This window comes from Patescibacteria group bacterium (assembly GCA_041661625.1).
GTDB lineage: Bacteria > Patescibacteriota > Patescibacteriia > JAHIZJ01 > JAHIZJ01 > JBAZUB01.
The window spans coordinates 113,810-137,680 of record JBAZUB010000003.1 but is presented as its reverse complement, the minus strand read 5'-3'; the positions used below and the strand labels follow the sequence as shown (position 1 = coordinate 137,680).

Annotated in this window: 26 protein-coding genes; all 26 read right to left on the bottom strand. The window is 48.3% G+C overall.

The window, feature by feature from the left end:
- Position 1: 1 nt before the first annotated feature.
- The 26 genes from WC734_05730 to WC734_05605 all read right to left on the bottom strand — a co-directional run bounded on the left by WC734_05730 (position 2) and on the right by WC734_05605 (position 23,860).
- Positions 2-382, bottom strand: a complete 381-nt coding sequence (locus tag WC734_05730) for a cupin domain-containing protein (GenBank protein ID MFA6198615.1) — start codon at positions 380-382, stop codon at positions 2-4.
- 59 nt (positions 383-441) lie between these two features.
- Positions 442-1,410, bottom strand: coding sequence for an alpha/beta hydrolase (locus WC734_05725; protein MFA6198614.1), 969 nt, complete (start codon positions 1,408-1,410; stop codon positions 442-444).
- Between the two features lie 108 nt (positions 1,411-1,518).
- The gene (gene glmS, locus WC734_05720) at positions 1,519-3,345 is read right to left on the bottom strand and encodes a glutamine--fructose-6-phosphate transaminase (isomerizing) (protein MFA6198613.1); all 1,827 of its coding nucleotides are present in this window, start codon (positions 3,343-3,345) and stop codon (positions 1,519-1,521) included.
- Positions 3,346-4,071: 726 nt separating this feature from the next.
- On the bottom strand, positions 4,072-4,614 hold the full coding sequence (locus tag WC734_05715) for a nucleotidyltransferase family protein (GenBank protein ID MFA6198612.1): 543 nt from the start codon (positions 4,612-4,614) through the stop codon (positions 4,072-4,074).
- A 50-nt stretch (positions 4,615-4,664) separates the two neighbouring features.
- A protein-coding gene (gene prfB / locus WC734_05710) for a peptide chain release factor 2 (GenBank protein ID MFA6198611.1) occupies positions 4,665-5,763 on the bottom strand; the annotation gives its coding sequence in 2 pieces (ribosomal slippage) (positions 4,665-5,714 and positions 5,716-5,763; 1,098 coding nt in all).
- A 10-nt stretch (positions 5,764-5,773) separates the two neighbouring features.
- Positions 5,774-7,015: a trypsin-like peptidase domain-containing protein gene (locus WC734_05705; protein ID MFA6198610.1), complete on the bottom strand. Its 1,242-nt coding sequence runs from the start codon at positions 7,013-7,015 to the stop codon at positions 5,774-5,776.
- Positions 7,016-7,155: 140 nt separating this feature from the next.
- A complete protein-coding gene (gene ftsZ, locus WC734_05700) occupies positions 7,156-8,316 on the bottom strand; it encodes a cell division protein FtsZ (protein ID MFA6198609.1) in 1,161 nt (386 codons plus the stop codon).
- Between the two features lie 120 nt (positions 8,317-8,436).
- Positions 8,437-9,675: a cell division protein FtsA gene (ftsA, locus tag WC734_05695; GenBank protein MFA6198608.1), complete on the bottom strand. Its 1,239-nt coding sequence runs from the start codon at positions 9,673-9,675 to the stop codon at positions 8,437-8,439.
- A gap of 72 nt (positions 9,676-9,747) precedes the next feature.
- Positions 9,748-10,104 (bottom strand): diacylglycerol kinase, encoded by a 357-nt coding sequence (locus WC734_05690; protein MFA6198607.1) that lies wholly within the window; start codon positions 10,102-10,104, stop codon positions 9,748-9,750.
- The gene (gene ybeY / locus WC734_05685) at positions 10,101-10,556 is read right to left on the bottom strand and encodes an rRNA maturation RNase YbeY (protein MFA6198606.1); all 456 of its coding nucleotides are present in this window, start codon (positions 10,554-10,556) and stop codon (positions 10,101-10,103) included. The genes WC734_05690 and ybeY overlap by 4 nt, the downstream gene beginning before the upstream one ends.
- Complete coding sequence (locus WC734_05680) at positions 10,546-11,856, bottom strand: hypothetical protein (GenBank protein MFA6198605.1); 1,311 nt, start codon at positions 11,854-11,856, stop codon at positions 10,546-10,548. Before WC734_05680 ends, ybeY begins: the two co-directional genes overlap by 11 nt.
- Before the next feature lie 95 nt (positions 11,857-11,951).
- Positions 11,952-12,206 (bottom strand): hypothetical protein, encoded by a 255-nt coding sequence (locus WC734_05675; GenBank protein MFA6198604.1) that lies wholly within the window; start codon positions 12,204-12,206, stop codon positions 11,952-11,954.
- Positions 12,206-12,838 (bottom strand): hypothetical protein, encoded by a 633-nt coding sequence (locus tag WC734_05670; protein MFA6198603.1) that lies wholly within the window; start codon positions 12,836-12,838, stop codon positions 12,206-12,208. The genes WC734_05675 and WC734_05670 overlap by 1 nt, the downstream gene beginning before the upstream one ends.
- 2 nt (positions 12,839-12,840) lie before the next feature.
- Positions 12,841-17,355 (bottom strand): Ig-like domain-containing protein, encoded by a 4,515-nt coding sequence (locus WC734_05665; protein MFA6198602.1) that lies wholly within the window; start codon positions 17,353-17,355, stop codon positions 12,841-12,843.
- A 16-nt stretch (positions 17,356-17,371) separates the two neighbouring features.
- Positions 17,372-17,827, bottom strand: coding sequence for a GatB/YqeY domain-containing protein (locus tag WC734_05660; GenBank protein MFA6198601.1), 456 nt, complete (start codon positions 17,825-17,827; stop codon positions 17,372-17,374).
- 13 nt (positions 17,828-17,840) lie between these two features.
- Entirely contained in the window at positions 17,841-18,122 is a 282-nt protein-coding gene (gene rpsU / locus WC734_05655; GenBank protein MFA6198600.1) for a 30S ribosomal protein S21, read from the bottom strand.
- Between the two features lie 74 nt (positions 18,123-18,196).
- Positions 18,197-18,532 carry a histidine triad nucleotide-binding protein gene (locus WC734_05650; GenBank protein ID MFA6198599.1) on the bottom strand — a complete coding sequence of 112 codons (336 nt, stop codon included), beginning with the start codon at positions 18,530-18,532 and terminating at the stop codon, positions 18,197-18,199.
- Between the two features lie 11 nt (positions 18,533-18,543).
- The gene (locus tag WC734_05645; GenBank protein ID MFA6198598.1) at positions 18,544-19,134 is read right to left on the bottom strand and encodes a YdcF family protein; all 591 of its coding nucleotides are present in this window, start codon (positions 19,132-19,134) and stop codon (positions 18,544-18,546) included.
- Positions 19,135-19,137: 3 nt separating this feature from the next.
- A complete protein-coding gene (locus WC734_05640; protein MFA6198597.1) occupies positions 19,138-19,764 on the bottom strand; it encodes a methyltransferase domain-containing protein in 627 nt (208 codons plus the stop codon).
- A gap of 41 nt (positions 19,765-19,805) precedes the next feature.
- Positions 19,806-20,264, bottom strand: coding sequence for an NUDIX domain-containing protein (locus WC734_05635; GenBank protein MFA6198596.1), 459 nt, complete (start codon positions 20,262-20,264; stop codon positions 19,806-19,808).
- A gap of 23 nt (positions 20,265-20,287) precedes the next feature.
- Positions 20,288-20,641 (bottom strand): hypothetical protein, encoded by a 354-nt coding sequence (locus WC734_05630; protein MFA6198595.1) that lies wholly within the window; start codon positions 20,639-20,641, stop codon positions 20,288-20,290.
- Positions 20,642-20,727: 86 nt separating this feature from the next.
- Complete coding sequence (locus WC734_05625; GenBank protein ID MFA6198594.1) at positions 20,728-21,144, bottom strand: NUDIX domain-containing protein; 417 nt, start codon at positions 21,142-21,144, stop codon at positions 20,728-20,730.
- A gap of 80 nt (positions 21,145-21,224) precedes the next feature.
- Positions 21,225-21,875, bottom strand: coding sequence for a class I SAM-dependent methyltransferase (locus WC734_05620; GenBank protein MFA6198593.1), 651 nt, complete (start codon positions 21,873-21,875; stop codon positions 21,225-21,227).
- 255 nt (positions 21,876-22,130) lie between these two features.
- A complete protein-coding gene (locus WC734_05615; GenBank protein MFA6198592.1) occupies positions 22,131-22,454 on the bottom strand; it encodes a hypothetical protein in 324 nt (107 codons plus the stop codon).
- Positions 22,455-22,538: 84 nt separating this feature from the next.
- Positions 22,539-23,000, bottom strand: a complete 462-nt coding sequence (locus WC734_05610) for a YbaK/EbsC family protein (protein MFA6198591.1) — start codon at positions 22,998-23,000, stop codon at positions 22,539-22,541.
- Positions 23,001-23,092: 92 nt separating this feature from the next.
- On the bottom strand, positions 23,093-23,860 hold the full coding sequence (locus WC734_05605) for a class I SAM-dependent methyltransferase (GenBank protein MFA6198590.1): 768 nt from the start codon (positions 23,858-23,860) through the stop codon (positions 23,093-23,095).
- Positions 23,861-23,871 lie beyond the last annotated feature (11 nt).

Below are 23,871 nucleotides of genomic sequence, written 5' to 3'. Positions count from 1 at the left end.
TTTATTTATGCTCGGCCGCTTCGGCGGCGTCCGCTTCGGCTTTGGTTTTGTGAACTGTTCCGGGCGCGTGCTCGGCCGGCGCGTAGACGGTAAACAGCTTCATATCAGTCTCGCTGGTATTGCGAAAATTGTGCCAGGTTCCGGCCGGAACATGCACCAGATGGTTTGGTCCGATCACAGATGTTTCACTATTATTCAATGTCGCTTCACCCGTACCGTTGATGAAGAACAATACCTGATCGACATGATGCACTTCATTGCCGATATCTTCACCCGGTTTCAAACTCATAATCACCACCTGGCTGTGCGCGCCGGTGGTAAGCTCATGGCGAAAAAAGGTATTTTCTTTAGCTAGCTTGATAATGTCGTCGTGAAATGGCATGGTTGTTGGTTGTTAATATTCTGCTTTGATTGTAGCACAAACCACTAAATATTCCTATATTATTGGATTATTTTATTAATAAAATTTAGTGTCGACTGATAAAATAGTTCGGGTTGTTCCTCCATTGGCAAATGACCGGATTTTTCTATAGGTATAAATTCCGCCGATAGCTGATCGCATAATTTCTGTCCAATCTGAATGCTGGCCCAACTATCATCAACACCCCAGACACACCCAACCGGCATAGTTAATTTGGTTATTGGGTCGGACAGCACATTTAAACGCCGGTCTCTTAATAAACTTACCACGCCCACCTGCCAGTCCGGAGTCCGAACCGCCACATTATATCGGGACATTGCCTCGACCGACAACTGTTCCGATGAAGATATGGCCGTTTGCAAAACTTTATCAAAACGACCTGGGGTCAAATAGGCACTCAACCCAACTTCGGCCCAGCGTCTTAAAAAAGGTATTTTCAGTAACACACCGAATGAATCTATCCAATCGCACCGCTCCCGAATCGAGCCATCGACGATTAGCAAACCGGATACCCGCTCCGGATGTTCAGCGGCTAACTGCAAACCAACCTGCGCACCCAGACTGTGCGCTATGATCACGGTTCGATCAATCCCCAGCGCATCAAAAACTTTCACGCTGGCGTTAACCTGTTCAATGTTGGACATTTGGGTTGAGCGCGTCTGATCACTCAAGCCGAATCCCGGCCGATCGAAGGCAACCACCCGAGAACCCGCTGCACCGAATTTTTGCACCATGGGACGCCAGTTACCGCTCCACCCGCCAAACCCGTGCATAAATACGATCGCCGGACCGTTAATCGGACCGGCAGTCTCATAATAAATTCGTTGATTATCCAGATATATATAGGCGCCGTATTGATCCAAAGAGTCTTCCGAAGTATTTTTTACATAATTACGTAATGGAATTAAATAGGGCAACACAACTACAATAAAAATACACAGAATCGGTATGTAGACACGTTTTTGTTTGATGGCGGATCTTATAGGCATGTAATTATTATACCACGCGCAAGAAAAGAGGCCCTGAACAGAGTTCAAGGCCAGAGTGTCGATGGAAGAAAGAGCTGGATCAGAGTGAGATGTAGAATTAGCCGAGGCTTATTCTACGGTTACACTCTTGGCTAGATTGCGCGGTTGATCGACATGGCAACCACGTTTCACGGCCACGTAGTAGGACAGAAGCTGCAGCGGGATGACGGACAGGAGCGGAACCAGCGCGTCGAGAGTGGACGGAATCCAGATCACATGATCAGCTCGCGCCCGCATTGGTTCGTCACCGGCGGTGGCGACAGCGATGATGCGACCATGGCGAGCACGGACTTCGGCCAGATTGCTTAGGACCTTGTCATGCGCGCCATCCTGGGTGCAGAGGAATACGACCGGCATATTATCGTCGATGAGCGCGATGGGACCATGCTTCATCTCCGCGGCCGGATATCCTTCGGCGTGAATGTACGATATTTCTTTGAGTTTCAAGGCACCTTCGAGTGCCACCGGGAAGTTGTAGCCACGACCCAGGTAGAGGAAATTGCCGCTGTCGCTGAACGGTTCGGCGATGGCTCTGATCTCATCGGCAGCGTCCAAGATCTGCTGGATCTTCCGAGGAATCTCAGCCAGTTCAACGATCAGCTCGGTGGCTATGTCTTCGGTCAGAGTGCCCCGTATCCGGCCCAGGTGAATGGCTAATAGAGTCAGCGCCACTACCTGTCCGGTGAATGCCTTGGTGCTGGCCACACCGATCTCGGGACCAGCGTGAATGTAGATACCACCGTCAGCTTCGCGGGCGATAGTCGAGCCGACCACGTTGGATATGGCCAGGACTTTACCGCCGCGCCGCTTGGCTTCACGTAATGCCGCCAGAGTATCGGCTGTCTGCCCGGACTGACTGATGACGATGACTAGGGTTCGATCGTCAATCATCGGGTTTCGATAACGAAATTCCGAGGCGTACTCCACCTCTACCGAACGGTACCGTGCCAGCTCTTCGAGGACGTACTCACCCACCAGCGCGGAGTGCCACGACGTGCCGCAGGCACACAGAACCACTCGGTCGAATTGCCGAAGCTCATCGTCCGTCAGATTCAGTCCGCCTAGTTTGACGTCAGTATCTAGCAAGCGCCCCCGGATGGCATTCGCCACCGTGCGCGGCTGCTCAAAGATTTCCTTGAGCATGAAGTGCGGAAAACCGCCTTTTTCGATCTGGTCCAGCTCCCAGGTGACCATCTCTGTGTCCCGTTCTACCGGCACTTCGTTGATGGTCATTACCTGACAACCAGCCGGTGTCAGTACAGCCAGCTCTTCTTCGCCCAGATAAATCACCTGCTTGGTGTGCTGCAATATGGCCGCCACGTCCGAAGCGATGAAGTACTCGTCGGCACCGATGCCCACAATCAAGGGGCTGCCTTTCCGAGCACAAACGATCGTGCCGGTTTCGTAGTCACTGATGATGGCGATACCGTACGTACCCACCACCAGCTTGAGCGCCGCCGCGACCGCCTTAACCAGGCTGCCGTTCCAGTAGTCGGCGATCAGATGTGCCAGTATCTCGGTATCAGTGTCGGAGGCAAAGGTATATCCTTTGCCTTTCAAAATCTCCTTCAGCGCATCGCAGTTCTCGATGATGCCGTTGTGAACCACGGCAAAATGTCCGTATGCGTCCGTGTGCGGATGCGCGTTAACCCGGCTGGGTTCGCCGTGCGTTGCCCAGCGGGTGTGCGCTATCCCGGTGGTACTAGACGGCCGGCTCTCCTGCAGCAGCCCATCCAGCACGTCAACCTTGCCCGTGTCCTTGAACACCACCAGCTGGCCGGTTCCATCCAGAGCCATTCCGGCCGAATCGTACCCGCGGTATTCCAGCCGGTGTAGTCCTTCGAGCAGAATATCGGGACATTGTCTTGGTCCGGTGTATCCTATTATTCCGCACATCTTGATTCACCTCCTTTGCGAACATGATGTGTAAATGACGATCCGTGTTTGTGTTTCATCTGCTATAAGTATAAGAAAAATAACTACTATTTGTCAATTAATTATCTACACTATAGTATTATATAATGATATGTGCTTAATATTAGCACATATATCACAGTATATCTGTCTATTGTATTACAATATAAGCATTGTTATGCACAATGCATTGATTTCACCTTTTTGCGAAATGTTGTACAGATACTGGATCTAACTCCATTACCTCAATTCATCTTTTCGTGAAAAGATGCTGTAATTCCACGAGTTTTTCAACGTCCACATTGTTTGAGATACTAAATTCGACTTCCTTTCCAATCCTCAGACCAGTTATTAATCCAGAACGTACCAATAATTGAATGTGTCTAGAAACGGCTGATGGGAAAATCTTTAATTCTCTAGTAATTTCTGTTCCGGTGCGCTTGCGCAACCTCAATATTTCCATGAGATAGAGTCGGCGTTCGTTTCCTAATGCTCGATAAACCAAGGCTGGGTGTCGTAAGTGGGGGTGTGTATACATAAAAAAACGTGGATTTCTCCCGCGTCTGTTCAAAAGCTATCATTACTTGGGATATCAGTCAAATGACGATTCACCTTTTCGTGAAATGTTGTAATGACGCTGAACTTTTACTCTATTACTTGAATTCACCTTTTCGTGAAAAGATGCATTGTTATGAAACAAGCAGTTTTCTACTCATCCCAATTTATGATTTTTAGCTTTGGCCATACTGTCCGCCAACGATCAACTTTCTGATTATAGATCGCCTCGGTAATCAACGCTTTGTTTGGTCTCACCACTAGATTAAATAAATCATCTAGCCCAAATGGAGCAAACACTTTGATGCTATTACCTGCTTTGCGTACGCCTATTGACGTTGCCGTGGTAGGCCACGTACTAATAGCGTCTTCTAAAGAACTATACTGGCGGATATGACGACCAAATTCCTTTTCATACCATATATGCACTCTAGCTTCATTAACAATGTCGAGTGGCGCGGTAATATCACGAAATATTATTTTTCCACGACTAATTACTTCTATTTCAGCTTCAGCCGATGTGTTTGAATCCCAATATACTAAATCATAATCATTGATGCCGTAGTCCGGCGCGAAACCGTGCAAAATATTCCACACCGTTTGAGTAATGCCGCCGGCTCCCAAGTACCATTCAGAAATATTTAACTCTGGGGCGTGCTCTAGAATATTAAGAACGCTTCCATTTAATTGTAACATCTGCCATAGTCGATTGGTATAATTCAACAACGTAGCCAGGTATTTTATTTCTATTTCTTAGCCGCAAACTTTAAATAGGCTTCAACAAACTCATCCAAGTCTCCATCGAGAATCTTCCCGGTATCTGAGGTTTCATGTTTTGTTCTATGATCCTTAACCATCTGATATGGTTGAAGCACATAAGAACGAATCTGATTCCCCCACTCGGCTGAGGTATACGCCCCGCGCAGTTGTTGTTTCTCAGACTGCTTCTCAGCTTCAGCCAGCGCGTGCAATCGGCTCTTCAATACTTTCATTGCGGTTTCCCGATTCTGCTGCTGGGAACGTTCGTTCTGGCACGATACCGTAATCTTAGTTGGCAAGTGCACAATGCGCACAGCAGAGTAAGTGGTGTTAACACTCTGACCGCCATGTCCCGAGGCCATAAAAGTATCGATTCGTAAATCTTTTGGATCAATCTCAACTTCTTCAACCTCGGCAATCTCGGGCAATGCTTCTACCAAGGCAAATGAAGTGTGGCGCTGATGATCGGCATCAAAGGGAGATAACCGAACCAATCGGTGCACGCCAGCCTCGGCCTTCAAATAACCATAGGCATAGCGACCCTGCACTTCCAGCGTGGCGCTTTTAATTCCCGCTTCTTCTCCAACCGACCGATCCAGAATGCGTACCGACCAATCTTTTTTTTCACTATAACGTAAATACATGCGCAGTAGCATCGCCGCCCAGTCCTGCGCCTCGACACCGCCCGTGCCGGCATGAATCGCCACCAGAGCATTTCGAACGTCATACGGCCCACCCAACAACACGAAAAATTCTAAATGGTCAAATTCACCATTGAGCTCATCATATTGTTTCTGAATATCGACTTGAATACCTTCCGAGTGATCATGCTCCGCCTCACGAGCAATACTCAATAGGTCGACCAAACGACGGTCGATTGATTCCCATGTTTCAATCTCGCGCCGCTGTTCCTCCATCTGCCGGCTAACCAAACGCGCCCGTTCCTGATCTTGCCAGAATTCGGGCTGGGCGGCTTCGATACCCAATACTTTTAATTCGGTCTTCTTTCGATCGAGGTCAAAGTAACCCCCAAGTCCGCTCGACTTTGTCCTTGAGATCGCGGATGGATTGGATTAGTTCTTTCATGAAACTTTGGTTAGGTGGCTTTATACTCTTCCAAAATCGTGGTAGCAGTCTTTTCGGCACCGTCATGAAGATATTTCAGTGTCACGGAATCCCCCACCGACCGACTCTTCATCATTTGGGACAGCGAATTGTCTTCGGTAATACGCTGACCGTTCATTTCCAATATTATATCATTTTCAACCAAACCCGCCTTGTCCGCCGGACTACCCGGCAGAACCGCCACCGAATTATTGCTCCCCCGAATAATCAAGGCACCGTAGTCGACACTTAAATTATTCGCTTCAGCTGATTCCGGGGTAATAATCTGATATCGCACACCCAAATAGGGTCGGGTAATTTTCCCATCCGTCCGCACGCTTTGAATGGCCGGTTTAACTTGGCTGATCGGAATGGCAAAACCAAGCAATTGACCCTCTTGGCTGACAGCGGTGTTGATGCCCACCACTTTCCCATCCAGGGTCAATAACGGCCCGCCCGAATTACCTTGATTGATGGCCGCGTCGGTTTGGATTACCTGTTCTAGCGTTTCCGAGCTACCCTGACTATCACCAGCCGTAATGGTTCGTCCGATTCCGCTCACGATGCCCTTGGTGACCGTATTGGGAAATTGGCTCAAGGTGTTGCCGATGGCAATGACAGTCTGGCCGATCTTAAGCGAATCTGAATCGCCCAACTCGAGCGCCGGCAGATCGTTCGCTTCAATTTTTATGACCGCGATATCGTTAAATGGGTCGGTCGCGATTAGTTTGGCGTCATATTCATTGCCTTCGTTAGTCACAAATGTGTAGGCCGCGTTATTAATGTTTATAACGTGTTTATTGGTCAAAATATAGCCATCGCTGGAAATAATAAATCCGGTTCCGGCTGCCACCTCTCTTGGGCTACTGGAATCTGTATTGGGTTGTTGCTGACCAAAGAAAAGGTCGATCGGCGAAAGTTGATCAGTGTTTGGCTGAACAATGTTCTGCTTGACGATAATGCTACCCACCGACGGCGACACACCTTTGACCGTATCAATTGTGGCTGATTCTTCTTCGGCTTGTGATACTTTAGTCGTACTTATTGAGGTGGTATTAGCATTGTTTACGGTAGCCTCCTTACCTAGAAATGTCCGATCAAACCAAGGCACGATATGATCCACCGAAATACCGCCGGTCACCGCCCCCACCAGTCCGCCCATCACGCCCCCCACGACAAAACTAACCAGCACGACGTTACTAATAAAGTTGGGCTTATTTGTTTGCGAATCCATTTGGATACTTTTTAATTATATGACACTACCAGTATATATAACGACTCTCACCTGAACAAGAGCTGAAGAGCCCACCGAACCGGATCGTCAATACTAAATCCCACTCCGGAGAGTGGGCCGAACAATCATCTTACTCACGCTCACATCATTTTCTTGCGAATGAACGCGGGTATTTCCAGCTCTTCCTCTTCTTTAGATTTTTGAGGCGCGCTCTCCATAGATGGTTCTTCGTCCTTGAACACCCGTTTAGGAGTTACGTTTTGCGGGGCGGGACGCTGAAATGTGTTCAGGGGTGGCTTCTCGTCGCGAGTAAATGGTGTGACCGTTTCCAGCTTCACTTTTTTCACCCGCTTGTCACCGAATCCAGTCGCCACCACGGTAATCTTGAGTTCATCTTTGAGATTTTCATCAATCACCGAGCCGAAGATGATCTTAGCACCCGGATCGGCTGAGCCGGTAATTATCTTGGCTGCTTCATTCAATTCGTACATGCTCATGCTGGTACCGCCAGTAACAGTGAATAAGATGCCTTTGGCGCCCTCGATCGACATTTCCAGTAACGGGCTTTCGATGGCCAGCTTGGCAGCCTCGACGGCACGATTTTCGCCGGTACCGCGGCCAATGCCCATAAGAGCCGAACCGGCATTCTGCATAATCGCCTTAACGTCGGCAAAGTCGACGTTGACTAAGCCCGGCACGGTGATCAAATCTGAAATACCTTGAACGCCTTGGCGCAGTATGTCATCCACTATTTCAAAAGCTTCGAGCAAAGAGGTCTTCTTGTCGATGATCTGGAGCAAGCGGTCGTTCGGGATGGTAATGATGGTGTCGACTTTCTCGATTAGCTTGGATAGGCCATCTTCGGCGATCCGGCGACGTTCCTCACCTTCGAACTGGAATGGTTTGGTAACCACGGCGACCGTCAGGGCACCCACATCCTTTGCGATATCCGCCACCACTGGCGCCGAACCCGTGCCAGTACCGCCGCCCAGGCCACAGGTCAGAAACACCATATCGGCACCTTTTAAGTTATCGTAAATTTCATCCTGGTTCTCTTCGGCCGCTTTCTGACCAGTTTCGGAGTCCATGCCAGCACCCAGGCCACGTGTGGTAGTCTTGCCAATTTGAATCTTGGTCGGCGCCTGATTGTGATGCAGCGCCTGCGCGTCGGTATTGATCACGACAAAATCAACGCCCTTTATTTTCGAGGCAATCATGCGATTGATAGCCGAGCCACCGCTACCTCCCAATCCGACTACTTTGATTTTCGCAAAGGTTTCGATAGCTGGTTTCACTTCCATGAGAGTGTTCCTTCGTGAGAGACCATCGACAGAGGGGTCCCGTTTAGCCTTATATTTCATAATATACGACGTACTGGCTTATACTCTACCACGCAAAACTGGCTGACGTCAACATTTTCCTTAGGGTACCAGGGATCGAAACCACTTACGCAGTTTTCCGGTCACATCGGCGACCGAGGAAAAGCTGCTGCCGGAAAAGGCATGGCTCTTGGAATTGGCCTGGGCACCCCAGATCGCTAAACCAATTGCCGTGGCAAAGGCCGGATCGGTTATCTTATCAATTGATGAAACAATATCACGCGGGGTACCCAGAGCGGCCGGAAGCTTGAAAATCTGCTTAGCCACCGTGATGGCGCCGGGCAACTTGGCGCCACCGCCAGTTAATATTACCCCAGCCGGTAACAAGCCGCTCCGTTCTATTTTCTGCAGTTCCTTATCCACCATCGTAAAAATTTCTTCCACCCGGGCTTCGGCAATCTCGGCAATATGCTTCCGGGATACCACCGTATTCTCGCTGTCGGATATTTCGTTTAGGTTTATTTCATCGCGCTTGTTGACTTCTTCCGGTACGCAGGAGGCGGCCTCAATCTTGACCTGTTCGGCCACTTCAATCGATGTGCGTAAACCAATTGCGATGTCGTTGGTGATATGACCGCTACCCACCGGCAGCACTGTCATGTGAATAATGTCTCCTTCTTCGAACACCGCCACACTGGTTGTGGCCGCACCGATATTAATCAGCGCTACTCCTAATTCCTTTTGACGGTGGGTCAATACCGACTCGGATGCAGCCAAAACACCCAGTACCAAATCATCTATATCCAGCCCGGTGCGGTAAATACATTTGGTGGTATTTTTAACCTGGCTCGATAAGCCCTGAATTATTTGAGCGTCGACCTCCAACCGTATACCGGTCATACCCACTGGATCCTTTATGCCCGATTGGTTATCAACCGAAAAGGACCGCGGTATCACATGCAGTGTTTCGTAGTTTGGCGGAATGGCCACCGACTGAGCCGCCTCAATCACTCGCACCACATCGTCTTCCTTAATTTCACCATCCGCTTTAGACACGGCCACGACACCGTGGCTGTTCTGCGAAGTGATGTGGTTGCCATTAATTCCCACAAAAGCATGCTCGATGGGTAGTCCGGTCATACGTTCGGCTTTCTCCAGAGCGCCGGAAATGCTGGAAACAGTGTCTTCAATACTAGTAATCACCCCCCGGCTGATTCCTTCAGACGGATGCTCGGCCACTCCCAAAATCTGGAACTGGCCATTTTCGCTGTGTTGGCCGACAACGATCCTGACGGTGCTGGAACCCAGATCAAGGCCGGTATAAATTTCTTCTCTTGCCATACGCGGAACTGTTTTAGACTATCTTAGTAAAGTTATTATAATATATTTTTACCGATGAGACAACTAGCTAGTTTAAAAATATGGCCAAAATATCAATAGTGCGATAATAATCGCGCCAATTGCCGCTACCAGTACGGCTGCCGCCATCAGGTCCTTGGCTACTTGGACGTAGAAATGCAATCTCGGCTTGAGGGCGTCAATAATCTTTTCCACCGCCGTATTGGCAATTTCCAGCACCAGCACCAGCACGATCATTATGATTAATATAATAATCTCCCAAGTTTTCAGCGGGTAGACAACACTCAGGGCCACCACCACAAGGGTGGCAATAATATGGATTTGAAAAGTGCGCTCCCGCCGAATAACATACCACAGGCCACGGGCGGCATATTGAAAACTGCGGATTGTTTGCCTGATCTTCTCGATCATGTTATTGATTTGGTTATTCTTTTGGCCCAACGCTCCATGGTCCGTTCCTGGGTATCGTTCTGGTGGTGATAGCCCAATATGTGGAGCAAACTGTGAGCAGTCAAATCAGCCAGGGCTATCAGGTAGGTTTTACCTGAATCTTCTGCCCATTGTTTAATGGCTCGGCGACAAAACATTATTTCACCGATCCAGGGATCACGCTGGCTGCCACTCCCCTGGTAGACGAAGGACAGCGTGGTAGTCGGTCGGTTGACCCGGCGGTATTGCCGATTCAATTGCTGAATAACCGGAGCGCTGACAAAATTCGCTGTTACTTCGGCGGCGGGAGTCCGCTGCCATAGTTGATTGGCGGATCGGATAATCCGGTTGACCGTAACCCGCTCTACTGACGTGCAACCGCCAGCAATACCGGATAGGCTGATCGCTGGCTGCGTTTTTTTATTAGATGCCAAGTTCGGTGTTTAATATCGGTGCCGGTATGGCTGTTCCGCTCGGCGCCCTAGAGGTGCCATCTGGAGTATTGGTATTCACATTGACATTATTGTTGACGTTGATGCCAGCATTAACGTTCGAGTTGGTGTTTGTATTAGTATTAGCGTTGGTATTACCGTTGATTGACGGTGGTGAGCCGGTTACCCGGAAACTGCGCACCATCATTTCAAAGGTAGTCAGAAAATTAGCGGTTTCGTGGTTGGCCAGACTATAAGTTATAATATATATGGCGGTATCATTGCTTAAATACACATTCAATTCGTCGGAACTTTTCACGCCCGTCAGCTCTCCGACAACGACACTAGTAATTTTGGACTCATCAATTCCAGGAGCTTGATTCATGTACCACTGCTTAGCTGACAAACGTTCCGAATTTTCACCGATTGTTACGCTGACAAACTCACCGGTATCCGAAGTCATGACCACGCTAGATCCATCGGCGACAGCGTTCTGTACTATCCAGGGCGAAGGATACAGGATTCGATAATTGTAGATTTGACTGGAAAATACTTTTACCAAACCAGACGCCTCCAATTTCGCGCCTGAGGCTGCGATCGGACTGTAGCCAGTGGCCACTTCGGGACCATCCAGATAACTGTCACCGTCGGTATCCGGCTTAGCTACATCGGTTTTGTAAAGCAGCTCCTCCGTGTCGGTCAAGCTATCCTGATCCTGATCGGCGCTGCTGGTCGGTGGTGGAGCGCTGATATTCCCGTTCGCGTTTTGATTTATATTAGTGTTGGTGTTCGCGTTAATATTTGCGTTATCGTTTTCGTTAGTATTGGTAACCGGCTTAGTGCTATCATAGGCCTTAAAGTTTTGAAGTAGCCGCGCCAACCAAGATTTCACATCTTCAGTCGATGGTGCCGAGCCTTTGAATACATCAATCGAGATATCGGCTATTAGATATTTCCAGCTAAAGATGGTTTCGATTTTATTACCGTCGGTTTGTTCATACAGCAGTGATTGATCGCCGACTGTGGAAGCTTTTACAAACCGGCCTTCCTGGTTGCCAACTGAACGCTTCAGTTCACTATTTTCCGATTGAAATACGGCGTTTGCATCCGTTTTTGAGGGGGCTTCCATAACTTTTATGGTAATACTGACGCTGTTAGATTTCGTATCCTCAAGCGTAAAAATGCGTTGGGCGCGCGACAAAGCTACGCCAGCAATACTGCCAGTGTCGGTAGTGATTTTCAGTTCTTGGTAGGCTTCATAACCCTCTCCTAGGTCGGCCTTGTTCAGCAGTGTATCGGACAATTCCTTTATCGTCACTACAGAATTGGTATTGTTATTAGAATTATTGGTATTGAGGTTCGTGTTGCCGTTATTGTTCTGGTTAATAGCCGCGTTATTCAGATTCGATACGGTGCCGTATTATTATTCACCACTATGCGATTCAACAACAATATACCCGCGCCGATCAAACCGGCGACAACAATCAAAATAACGACATATATCCACCAACGCATGCGACTCGATCCTTTGGCCTCGCCGCGCGCTAAAAACCGTTCCGGCATCACGCGAATCTCGGTGGGATTTTCGGGGACGGTATTATTGATGCCCTGGGCTGGGTTGTTGGACATCGTATATGGTGACTGGTCGGGCATTAGTTTGAATTTATGGTCTTATTGCTAATATCAAAAAGTGAGCCGCTGCCGGTGGGATTATCACCTGCTGATACTTCGTCGCCATCCGAAACGCCGTTGCCATCGGAATCTGATACCAGAGGATCTGAATGATAGATCCTGACTTCGCGAAGATCCGATAAGCCATCACCATCAGTATCGCTCAATTGCGGATTTGTGCCAAGACTGGCCTCTTCCGTATCCGACAATCCATCGCGATCACTGTCGGCAGGAGCATTGGTCGACTCATTGACATTGGGGATGATTGTTGCGTTAGCGTTCTGATTGGATACATTAACAATGGAAGAGTTGGCATTCTGATTTACTAGCTGATTGGTGTTTCGGTTGCTGGCGTTAGCGCTGGTCTGGGAACGATTTTTCCACCAAGCCAACCCCGCTATGCTGCCGACAACCAATACTACCACGATCACGATTATTGTTAGGTATATGGTGCGATTACGAGAGCCACCAGAGCGCACCGGTGGCAGGGGGCTGTCATGATAAGGTGCTGCCGGACGCCGAGTTGGACGCACGGACGGAGTTCGAGTGCCGGCTGGATCGGTTGGGGCAAAAATATCTTCCGCGCTACTGGGCTGGTTGGTTGAGTTTGGCATAATTATGGTGTGACTTCTCTGGTGTAATTAAAGCAAGCGCAACTAGAGCCATCGGCTAAACCGGCACATGGATTAGCTGGTGCCAGCGCACCCCATTGCGGATATTCTAGCATCGTGTACAAATAGGACTTATCGAGCGCGGGGTCGGCCGGATCGGGAACGAAATTGTACATATAAACATGCGAGTTGGCCTGGCAGGTGAACCGGCCACCGTCAGTCGGGTACAGAGTCTTATTGCCCCACCAACAGGTATCGTGATCATACGGCGGCACCTCACACGTACCCGGGCCGGAGCCGTACAAAAACAAGTTCAACGGGTCAGTGGGCAATCCCTTGCCCAATGCGTTACCCAAGGAAGCTTGCCATGATGGCCAGGCGCTAGTGGACCGTCGTGTTAGATAGCTGCCGGCTTGCAGATTGGGATAGGTGCTACTGGTAGCCCGATAATCGTCCAGATAGTGCTCAATATCGGCTAAGTCGGCCAACCGCTTGGTGTCACGTATCAGCCAGGGTTTGGCAAAATCGCCAAAATCAACACCCGCATTGGTGACAAATTTCCAGTTCCCGATCAATGCGTTGGCTACCTCCTGGGTTACAGATTTCGAATTCTCACTGAAGGACAGTAGATAAATATTGGTATAAGTATGCCAGGCACCATCAAAGTAGGAATTAGCCGCATCGACATAGCTAGTCCGACCGACTCGAATGGACTGAAAACCATCAATGGTCCGCTCGGCGCCGCTGGGGATCGGCTCATTGGGTAATCTTTTTTCATACCAAAGTTTGGGTGATTGACTATTCGGGTTCGTCATTACACGTACGCCAACCGCATCCGGCAGCACCGTGCAGGCCATGCCGTCACAATCCGCGTCTACCGTGCAGGCTTTGGCCGCGCCCTCACAGACATGCAAACCATTAAAGAAATATTCCTTGATTAGGTCAGCACCGCTGGATCCATTGGTAACATTTGTAATCATCGGCAATCCATCGTCAGTGCAGTACCAGAAAGAAAAGTGCGTGTCAGCATCGGTAAATGGCACGAATAATCCGGCACCCGGATCGGGCCAGGGGTGTTCGCACATATTGACCCGTATTTCCGCCCGGCCGGTAACCTCCTTTTCCTTGCCGGGGGTAGTCACGGAAGCCTTGGCGTTGATTCGGGTGCTGCCGTTCTTGTTTTGGATGGTTCCCACCGTCGCCGCAACATTGATCGGACCGACAACTATAATCGTGGCGTCATCCGTTGACCAAGTCCAATTGTATTCATACACACCGGGAATGGACAGGATCATCTGGTCGCCATGGTAAGCCGAAGCGGTAAACATCCTCGAGGCATCCCGCTGGACAAATTGCCAACTGCTCGGATCGACCCTAACTTGATTGACATCACAAATCGCGGTGGAGGTTTTGAACGTATACTCGACATCGCTGGTCATACCCAAACCGTCGGTGCTCAAAACACCGTTGGCCAAACCCAGCAGTTTGGTTCGATAATCCGTGTCAGCCTCCAGTAAGCCAAAGTTTCCATAGATGTTGTGCTTATCGGATGGCTGGGAGTAGCTACCCCTGACTACGCTGCCGACACAGAGATTGCTGCTGCAATTATCCGATGCGCAATCTTTGTCCACGCTGCATGCAGCACCTGCCGCGGCTCCGCCATCGATCGTTAGCTGAATAGCATCATTGTCAGCCGAAGAACCGCTCATTGTCTCCGAAAAAGTCCAGCTGAACTGAACATTGCGACATATGTCGACACTGAGATTCGCAGGAATGCTGCTCGTCAACGTTGGCCTGTCGGCGCAAGAACAATCATTCAAACATCCTTGCGTAGCAGCGCAACCCGCCGGATTGGGCGTGCAGCTCCACTGGGTAGTACTGCAGGCATAGGAGGGCAATACCCAACAACGGCAATCTGTATCGCGGCAAGTTTCTCCCACAGGGCAGGCGCCTGGCTGGCAAGCCGGCGTAGCAGGGTCGGAGTCGCAGTCCGTACCCGATCCGGCACAGTCATCCGGCACGGCACACTGATTGGCGCCCGCGCCATCAACTACGTTGCACATCGCGCCGGCGCATTCCGAGTGGGTATTCGCGTCGGTGCACTGGGAATCATTGGAACACTCGTCTGGGGCTTCGCCTGAGGCGGTAATACAGGTTGTGCCGGCACAAGCCCGGTGTTCGCCATCACAGTCATCGGGTGTGTCGCATTGATTGGCGCCCGCGCCATCAACTACGTTGCACATCGCGCCGGCGCATTCCGAGTGGGTATTCGCGTCTGTACATTGCGAATCGTCGGTACATTCGTCGGCCGCTTCGCCCGAAACGGTTATACAGCTGGTACCGGCACAAGCCCGGTGTTCGCCATCACAGTCATCGGGTGTGTCGCATTGATTGGCGCCCGCGCCATCAACTACGTTGCACATCGCGCCGGCGCATTCTGAGTGAGTGTTTGTGCCGGTACATTGCGAGTCGTTAGCGCATTCATCGGGCGCCTCACCGGAAGCGGTGATACAAGTAGCGCCAGCGCAGGCGCGGTGTTCGCCATCATCGCCGGTTCCACAGGGTTTGTGGAATGGCAGCCCATTGCTGACCAGTCCGCCGACAGTCGCGGTGACCGAATAAGGATTTACGCTGTCGGCGATATCCGGTACCTTGCCCTTGATCTGGCCTTCGGTCCAGACCGTGGTGTCAGCCGTTGTACCGTCGAATTTCAGCTGGCCGGCGCCGCCTAATGCCTCGCCGATTAATGTGACATCAGTATCCGCACCACCGCAAGCCGGGGTGATCGAACATAATCCCGGCCCAACTTGGTTCGTTATTTGAAAATCTTCCAGATTGGAACGGCGGTTGCCCGAAGTATCAATCTGTATTTGTGTAACGTCATTGAGGCTGAAACCTTCCGGTACTTTGACAATAATCTGATCATTTTGCCACCAAGACGAGCAGGATGGCCGATCACCCTCGATATCCGGATCACCGGTCTTGCGGAATAGCACCCGGCCGGCGCTGCTGCCGAAATTTGTTCCCGTGATGGTGACGAATTGCCCCGGTCCGCCGCTGGCCGGGTTGACCTGGCTGACGTGCGGCGCCTTGACGTCAAAATCCTTGCCGTTGCTTTCCAGCGCACCTACCCTAACCTTAACCAGACCGTCGATGGCGCCGTTGCTGGCGCCGCCGCTGGCCGGTAGGGTGACTTTAATACGCGTATTAGTCCACTCTTTGACACAAACCGCGTTAGGAATATAGCTGGCATTGAAACAGTTATTAAAAGCCGTAGCGTCGTTATTAAACACCGTCGTGGTGGGAATGCTGGTAAAATTCGTGCCCTCGATCGTCACGTCGGTCTCATAGTAGCCCGATCCGCTGATCGAGTTGATCTTGGGGGCGCAATCAGCGCCAATGCCGGTCGTAAATGACCAGTCATAATTATCACCGCCCGTACCGTCGCCATTACCGTCCAGTGGATTACCGCAGGCATCGGCAATATGCCCCGGCGCGCCGTTTAAAGTCACCGTGTAATCCTGGTTGGGTTCCAAGGGCGAATTCAATGTGATCGCCATTGTGCGATCGTTGGGAATATCCACCGACCTGACCTGCGGGTTGCCGGGACCGGCGACCGTGACATTGGCCACAATCAGAGTAGACAGATCCATCGGTTCATTAAACTCGACCACAATCGGCGTGGACAGGCAGATATCCGTCGCGCCCGTATCGGGCCAGGTATCAAATACCCGCGGCGGCTCATTATCCGACTCGGAACCGGTCGTAAAATACCACTCTTTCTGCTGATCCAGCTGATTGCCGGATGAATCCTCGACTGTGTCGGGTATTAAAGCGCGGTATTGTTTTTGCGGAGCCAGATCGGCGCTCGGGTCCAGTTTTATCTTATTGCCATCCTGGTAGGTGATGGCGCCCGCGACTGCTTGGCCATTGTCCACCTGGGTCAGTGTCAGTGCGCCAGTCGATTGGTTGATCTGGCGGTTAAATACGCCCTGAACGAAGCGGCATAATGAAACATTGTCTTCATCCTCGTGCGGTGAGACGAGCCGGACATAGAACTGAGCGCTATCACCACCATCCGGCGGTGGGCCGCCGTTAGTATTGTCATTTCCGTTTCCGGTAGAATTTGTCACACCGAAAAATACAAACTGCACTATGGCGAAAGACAACAATATTATAACCAGGCCAATGATCGCGCCCATGATAATCTTCTTGGCCTTTTCGATCCGCTGCTCATTGCCCGCCGCGGTCATCCACAAAAAGCCGCCATAAATGACCATAATCACCGCGATCAGACCCAAAAATCCCAGCGCCCAGCGGATAATGTTCCGTACTACCTGGTCCAACGGCACCGTACCTAAGCCCAGAGCACTACCGGTATTACTGTCAAAAGTCGCCGCCCAGGCAAATCGGTACGGCCAGACTAGAATAACGGCCAAAAGCAGCAGACACCAGATGCCGGCTCCCAGCACAAAGCCTCTCCAGTATTTTTGGTTAGTTTTTGGTATTGGTCCTCCCATTGGCGCTTTCGATTACTTAGTCTTTTGGTTTAGTGAGAGCCTTTTTGACAACCGCTGAAACAATTTGGCCCGAAGCTTGGTTACCCAAGCGTTTCATAGACTCAGACATTACCCGGCCAAATTGGCTGGGATCAGTAACACCCAGATCACCGATAACCGCCTGGATGACCTTACTTACCTCTTCTTCAGACATTTCCGGCGGTAAATATTCCCTAATAATTTGCAGTTCGTGAGCCTCTTTGGCGCGCAATTCTTCCCGGCCGCCTTTGGTGTAGGCCTCGATCGCTTCAGTGCGCTTCTTGGCTTCCCTTTTCAACAGCATAATCATGTCATCATCAGTCAAATCGCGACCCCGCTGTTCGATCTGAAAATTCTTCATAGATGCCAAAACCAGGCGCAGCGTCGAAACTGTCGCCTCATCCTGGCTTTTCTGGGCTAACTTCAAATTTTGTTCAATTTTTTCTCGGATCAAAACGAGCTATGTTTTAAGAACCTGATCTTTTTGAACCCTTGTATGTTCGATAACCTTTACGTTCCATCCAATCGTCCAATTTGCCTATTTTCTTGAGATATTCGCGCTTTCCCCGAATAACACTCCGGCGAATTGCATCTTCGCGCACGGCCCGTTTGTTCTTGGGCGGTTCGTAAAAACGTCTTTTCTTGGCCCGAATCAATGTGCCACTTTGTTGAACCTTTCGAGTAAAACGGCGCAGCAGACTTTCTCCAGATTCTCCATCCTTGCGGCGGACTTCGACCACTCTATTCACCTCCCTTGTGAATATAAGATAATTTAAAAAATACTAACGTGTTGAATATACCACGGATGGCAACGTGCGTCAAATTAGGCCAAGTGACTATGGAAGCGCCCGCCCATCAAATGGATGTGGAGATGGTCCACCTCCTGGCCAGCCTTAAGCCCGCTGTTTACCGCTACTTTGAAACCCGATTCAATCCCCAATTCCTTCGCCAACCGGCTCGTTACCACAATTAAGTGCCCGATCAAAGCCGCGTCGGCCTCACTCAAACCAGCCAGCGACTGAATGTGCCGCTTCGGGATTACCAGCACGTGGATATCCGCTTTGGGATGGATATCTTTGAACGCGATCACTTGATCGTCCTCGTAGACAATCTCACCGGGAATACTTTTTTCAATGATTTTACAGAAGAGGCAATCCATGGGTTTATTGTTTAGGCGTTATTATTTAACTGGGTAATACGCTTCACAAAATATTTCCCGATTTTTTCCATTTCACCCATCACTAGCTCAATCTTTTTTTCATCCAAGAACCAATTGTCCCGTCGAACATCACGATCGTCAATAATCGGACAAATAATATATTCGATTTTTGAAGAAAAAGCGGCTTGATAAGTCAGTAGTGCGCGTCGAGCGTGAAATGCCTTGCACACGAGGATGGCTTTATTAACCTCGATATTCTGTTGCTGAACGACTCGCCACGACAGTCTAGCATTGTCGTAGGTGTTCAAGGCTTTGTCTTCCTTCAACACCATTTTTTCCGGAACTCCTTTTTGCAGGGCAATATTTTGTAAAAACTCCCACTCACTTTTCCAATGTGCGGTTCCGGCCTCTATTTCTCGACTAAGTTTTGGGCCAGCCCCTCCTGATGGAAGTATGTATGGGGCAAAACCTTGCCGATAGAGTTCCACGGCTTTATCCATCAGCTGGGGCCGTAAACCACCCGGAATTAGAATAATATCAGCCTTGGCAGGTTGATTTTCAATAAAAATGAAGTCGGTAATACAATCAAATGGACGGTTCATATGTTAATGGACGCCTATATATCGAGCAATCACGATCAAATGAATAAAGTCGAGCTCCTTCTCTATTAAAGATTTACGTTCGTGTTTATGTACTATCTCGAAACCAGCGTCTTGGAGCAACCGTTCGATTTCGTCCGACGAAATGACATTCACAAACAACTTTTCATCGGGTTTGAAAGGTTCATTTACGAACAATTCTTCAGATTTTCCAGATTGTAACAGAATGTATACTGCGCCGCCATGTTTAAGAAATCCTGCAAACTGATTCAATGTACTTGGAATGTCCCGCTTAGGTATGTGAATCAGCGAACAAGCTGCAATAATTCCATCGAATTCATTCTTGTCGAACTCAAGTTTTCTCATGTCACCCAGACGAAAATCGATCTCAGGATATTTGCTTCTAGCGATATCAAGCATTTTTTCTGACATATCGACGCCGACAACGTCATAACCTTTGTTTTTTACGTAAATACAATCAACTCCGTTACCGCAGCCGACGTCCAAAATCTTGCTTTTGGTTGGTAAAAGTTCCAAAAACTCATCGATATTTTCGGAAGGTTCCGAAAACACGTCGGCGTACGCGTTAGCTATCCGGTCATATACATGAACCGCTTTTATACTATTGTCCATATTTATTGATCGAATCAATGAAACGATACCTTTGGGTAAAATTATTTCTGCAATAACTCCATACCGAGCCGAAACATTTCCTTCATGTGGTTTGTGGTTAACGACTTTAAAGCATCTATTTCATTAAACCACTGGAAACTTTTTATATCATCTGATAACTTGATTGACTGTGAATCAATACACTGAATAAGAAACAAACAAATGATTGTGTCCTTGCCGAACCTTTCCGAGGTGGGATCGGGATATACATTCTGATATGTCTTTTGGATATCCGAGCCACGTATTTCGTAATCTGTTGTATTCAAGTTTAATTCTTCCTTTATTTCACGCTGCATGGCGGACAGCGAGTCGACATCGTCGAGATCCTTACAGCCTCCCGGAAGCGTGTAGATGCCATCGAGCTCTTGCGTCAACAGAAAAAACCGTTGGCCATTTTCGACTTTGTACACTAGTCCACGCGAATTCTTGATAATGCCGTTTTGGAGATCTAGTTTGGACATGTTGCTATTCTCTCAAGGTTTTATTACATATTTGCCATTCGGTAAGGTATTCCGAAGAAATTATCGCCGATTCTATCTTTTATCTGATGACGTTGCTTCTCTGTGCCGTAAATGATAAAAATGTCGGCCTTACCTGGACACCTAGTCGCGTCGGCATCAAATCGAATGGTGTTTTCGGGACCGAGACGTCCCAGCTCCTGAATAATATCAGTATGCTCGGTAAGAATATTTTGGACTTGTTCAGCCGAAGGAAGTTCGCTACAGGCGACTTTTTTACTGTCCGGTTGGATAAATAATAATTGAAAAGCGAAAAATGCCAATCCCACCGCAAGAATAACAACAGCTATTACGATGAATGGGGAAGTGTGTTTTTTCATTGCGTCGTTTTCCATTTGGTAGTGTGTAATGTGTAGAATGGTATTATATCAAAAATTTTGGAATGCTTACTTTTGGACGATGAATTTTATTTCAATATACCTCGTTTGATGAGATCGGGAATAATCTTATTCCGGATAATCGGCGATACAACTTCAAGGTTCTCCCCTTCTTTGCCGATCCAATGAAGCTGCTTAACCTCGGAAGATGGCTTTGGCTCATTTAATAACGCACCTTTGTAGAGTTGAATAGCCACCGTTTTATCGGGATTGGTCGCGGCCACATCGATATACTCGCCAATAAACTCTATTGTGGAAGTATCGACTGCGCTGTCCAGCTCTTCCTTTATTTCATTGGCGATGCACTCTTCGATCGAATCCTCGTGGAAAACACCGCCCGGCATGAGATATGTTGGTGGCAGAACCCGTGGATGCACTTCGCAAACCAGGAATTTCGTCGCGTCCTCGTTTAGTATTAGTACGCCGATTTTATTGAAGTCTGCCATGGAGCTTTATTAATACTTTACCATGCGCCTGAACTCGTTTACGCCCACGTCTGTTGTATAACGTGAAATGTCGGCGATACTTACATTTTACCCTTGACCAAAAAATGCCGGCTGCCTATATTTTCCACCTTAAGATTCAATTTGGCCGTTTTTAACTGCTGTTTAATTTCTTTAATGGTAAAAGCGGCTAATAAGGAATTATAGAAATCAGTTTTTAATATCTTCGCTTCATTCTTGGCACCCGATTCAACCATTTTTCTCGCCTGTTCCTTATTATCGGGTCTGATTAAGTCCATGACCATTACCGCCGTTCCTTTGTTGGATAGCTTTTTGATTTCCTCCCAAAACGGTGCCGGTTGCGGCAAGTGATGCAGTAAATCTTTGGAAATAATAAAATCGTATCGTCGGTTGTTTAGTGATTTGGCTAACCCCGGAATTTTACCCTTAACCAAAGTAATGTTTTTATCCAGTTTGCGCGACTTTATTTGTTTTCTGGCATAGTCCAACATCTCACTGGACGCGTCAACCGCCGTGATTCTGATATTGGGATTGTTTCCGGCCAGAATGATTGGAATATCAGCCGGGCCACAGCCCAGGTCCAATATATTTTTTCTGTTATATCTGGATACTTTGGCAATAAATAAATTATTTGTCGTAGAAAAATCAGCCCGGGCGTAGGCGGTAACCTGTTCTTTGTCGTCCATTATCTCTTTTTCCAGGGTTCTTTTCATTTGTCTATGCGCTAATTAATGATGCTATTCGATGTCGTATAACGTTTGAGCTTCCTGCGCCCGCCCCCAATTAATGGGATGGCGTATTGGCGCTGTTAGATGATGGGAACGCGATCGAAAAAACGACGCAAGGCAGTGGACAAAAATATAGTATCCGCTTCTTTGCATCCCAGAAAAAACCGACCCAAAAGTCAAACCACGCAAAGAATATTTTAAATTTCATGGCATCCTTTCGTATAACGTCCAAACATCATGCTAAGCGGGTTTTTTAGTCTTTGTGTGAATTATCCACCACCCAATAAAAAGAGAAACAATCGTTATGCCAATGAGATACCAGGAACCGTACAATCCCTCCGCGCTGAAACCAAGTCCGTTGATACCAAAAAGAACTTGCATCGGCCAAGCCACCGCACGGCTGAGAATTTGAAGTAATAACTGTAGGAAGGAAAAATTTCCATCCGTGCCTAACCATTGTCGTTCATGCAGAAAAGCAATCTCAACGATGTAAACAAGCGCTCCAGTGCCGATGTACCACAGGATAAACGCTTTGATACGATCGTTTCTCGATGATGTTCCCATTGATATTGTCAATAATGACTAAATTTGAGCCTGGCATATTTCACATAACATTTCGGCGTATACGCCGTGTTTTACGTTGTTAAATTATCCCGAGATTTCAGCAAATCTGCCATCCCACGCCTTTCGTAATTCCACGGATTCCATTTCGATTCCTGCATAAGGATCACCACTACCGATGTTGATCTTTTTGTTCTTGAATACGTTGTTGTCCATGATCTTTAGGATGTCTTGCTTTAGTGAGAATGGCGACACGCTACCGACCGAATAACCGGTGATTTCCAATACCTCCTCTAGTCTAGCCATTCTCATTTTCTCCTCTTGAACAACCGGACCCAGTTTTTTGTAGTCTAATCGTTTGTCGCCCTCTAGAACCACGAGAAAGGGCTTGTCTTTACCAATGAATAGTAGGGCTTTCAAAACCTCTCTCAAGGGACAGTTGTATATGCGTTCAACATCGGCGGCGGTCTTAGGAATTTTGGCAAATTTGATGACCCGAAAAGAAACGTTTTTGCCTTTCAGGTATTCAATGCTTTTGATGCTATTCATACAATATGAATAAATTAGTGGCTGATTATGTTAGTATATCATGTGCTGTTGTCCGATGATTTGCCTCCCACCCAATAAAGATAAGAGCGGTTTCAAGACTTTATTGGTTTCTGACAGACAAAAATAAATGATGCGGGTATGAGTTTTGCCTTCTGGAGGGAGTAATATTTTTTGGGATCACGATGAGCACGATCGGTGTTTTTTGGCTTTGGCTCGTGGTATTCGATAATATTAAATCCTGCTTCGGTCAAAAGCCGAAACCATGTTTCAGTTTTGCGATAGGTAATGAATATATTGACTCCAGGTCTTTTCCAATCTTTACGGTGTAATACACGCTCATCGTGATACGAATGCTGAACGACGAATTTATCCTTTTCATAACCTACATCGAAAAAGAGAGCGTGGTCCCAGCTCCAAATGAATCGTCCCCCAGGCTTCAGGTAGCGATAAATGTGTCTCAAAGTAATTTCTGGTCTTTGTGTCCAACCCAGCCCGTAAATTGAAAAAACTATGTCTACTGGTGGAATCGGGTACTTTTTTTCCATCGGACCAGTAAACAATTTTACGGTTTCTCGCTGATGTGCGACGTGATTGAATTTTGCGGCTTCGCGTATTTGTGTGGGTGATGCGTCAATGGCGTAAATTTTCTTTGCTCCATGGCGCGCTAGGTATGCGATTGATCGCCCGCTGCCACACCCTATTTCTAGGAACGATTTCCCTTTAATTGTTGGGATAAGCCCTAAATCTTTTCCAACACCAAAGACAGCCCACGCTGGTAGGGCGGTAGCTTCCAGAAAAAGATCGGCTACTCTATCCCATGCTCGCTGGTTGTTTCTTATTCTGTGTGCAACGTTTGGCATAGTATTATACA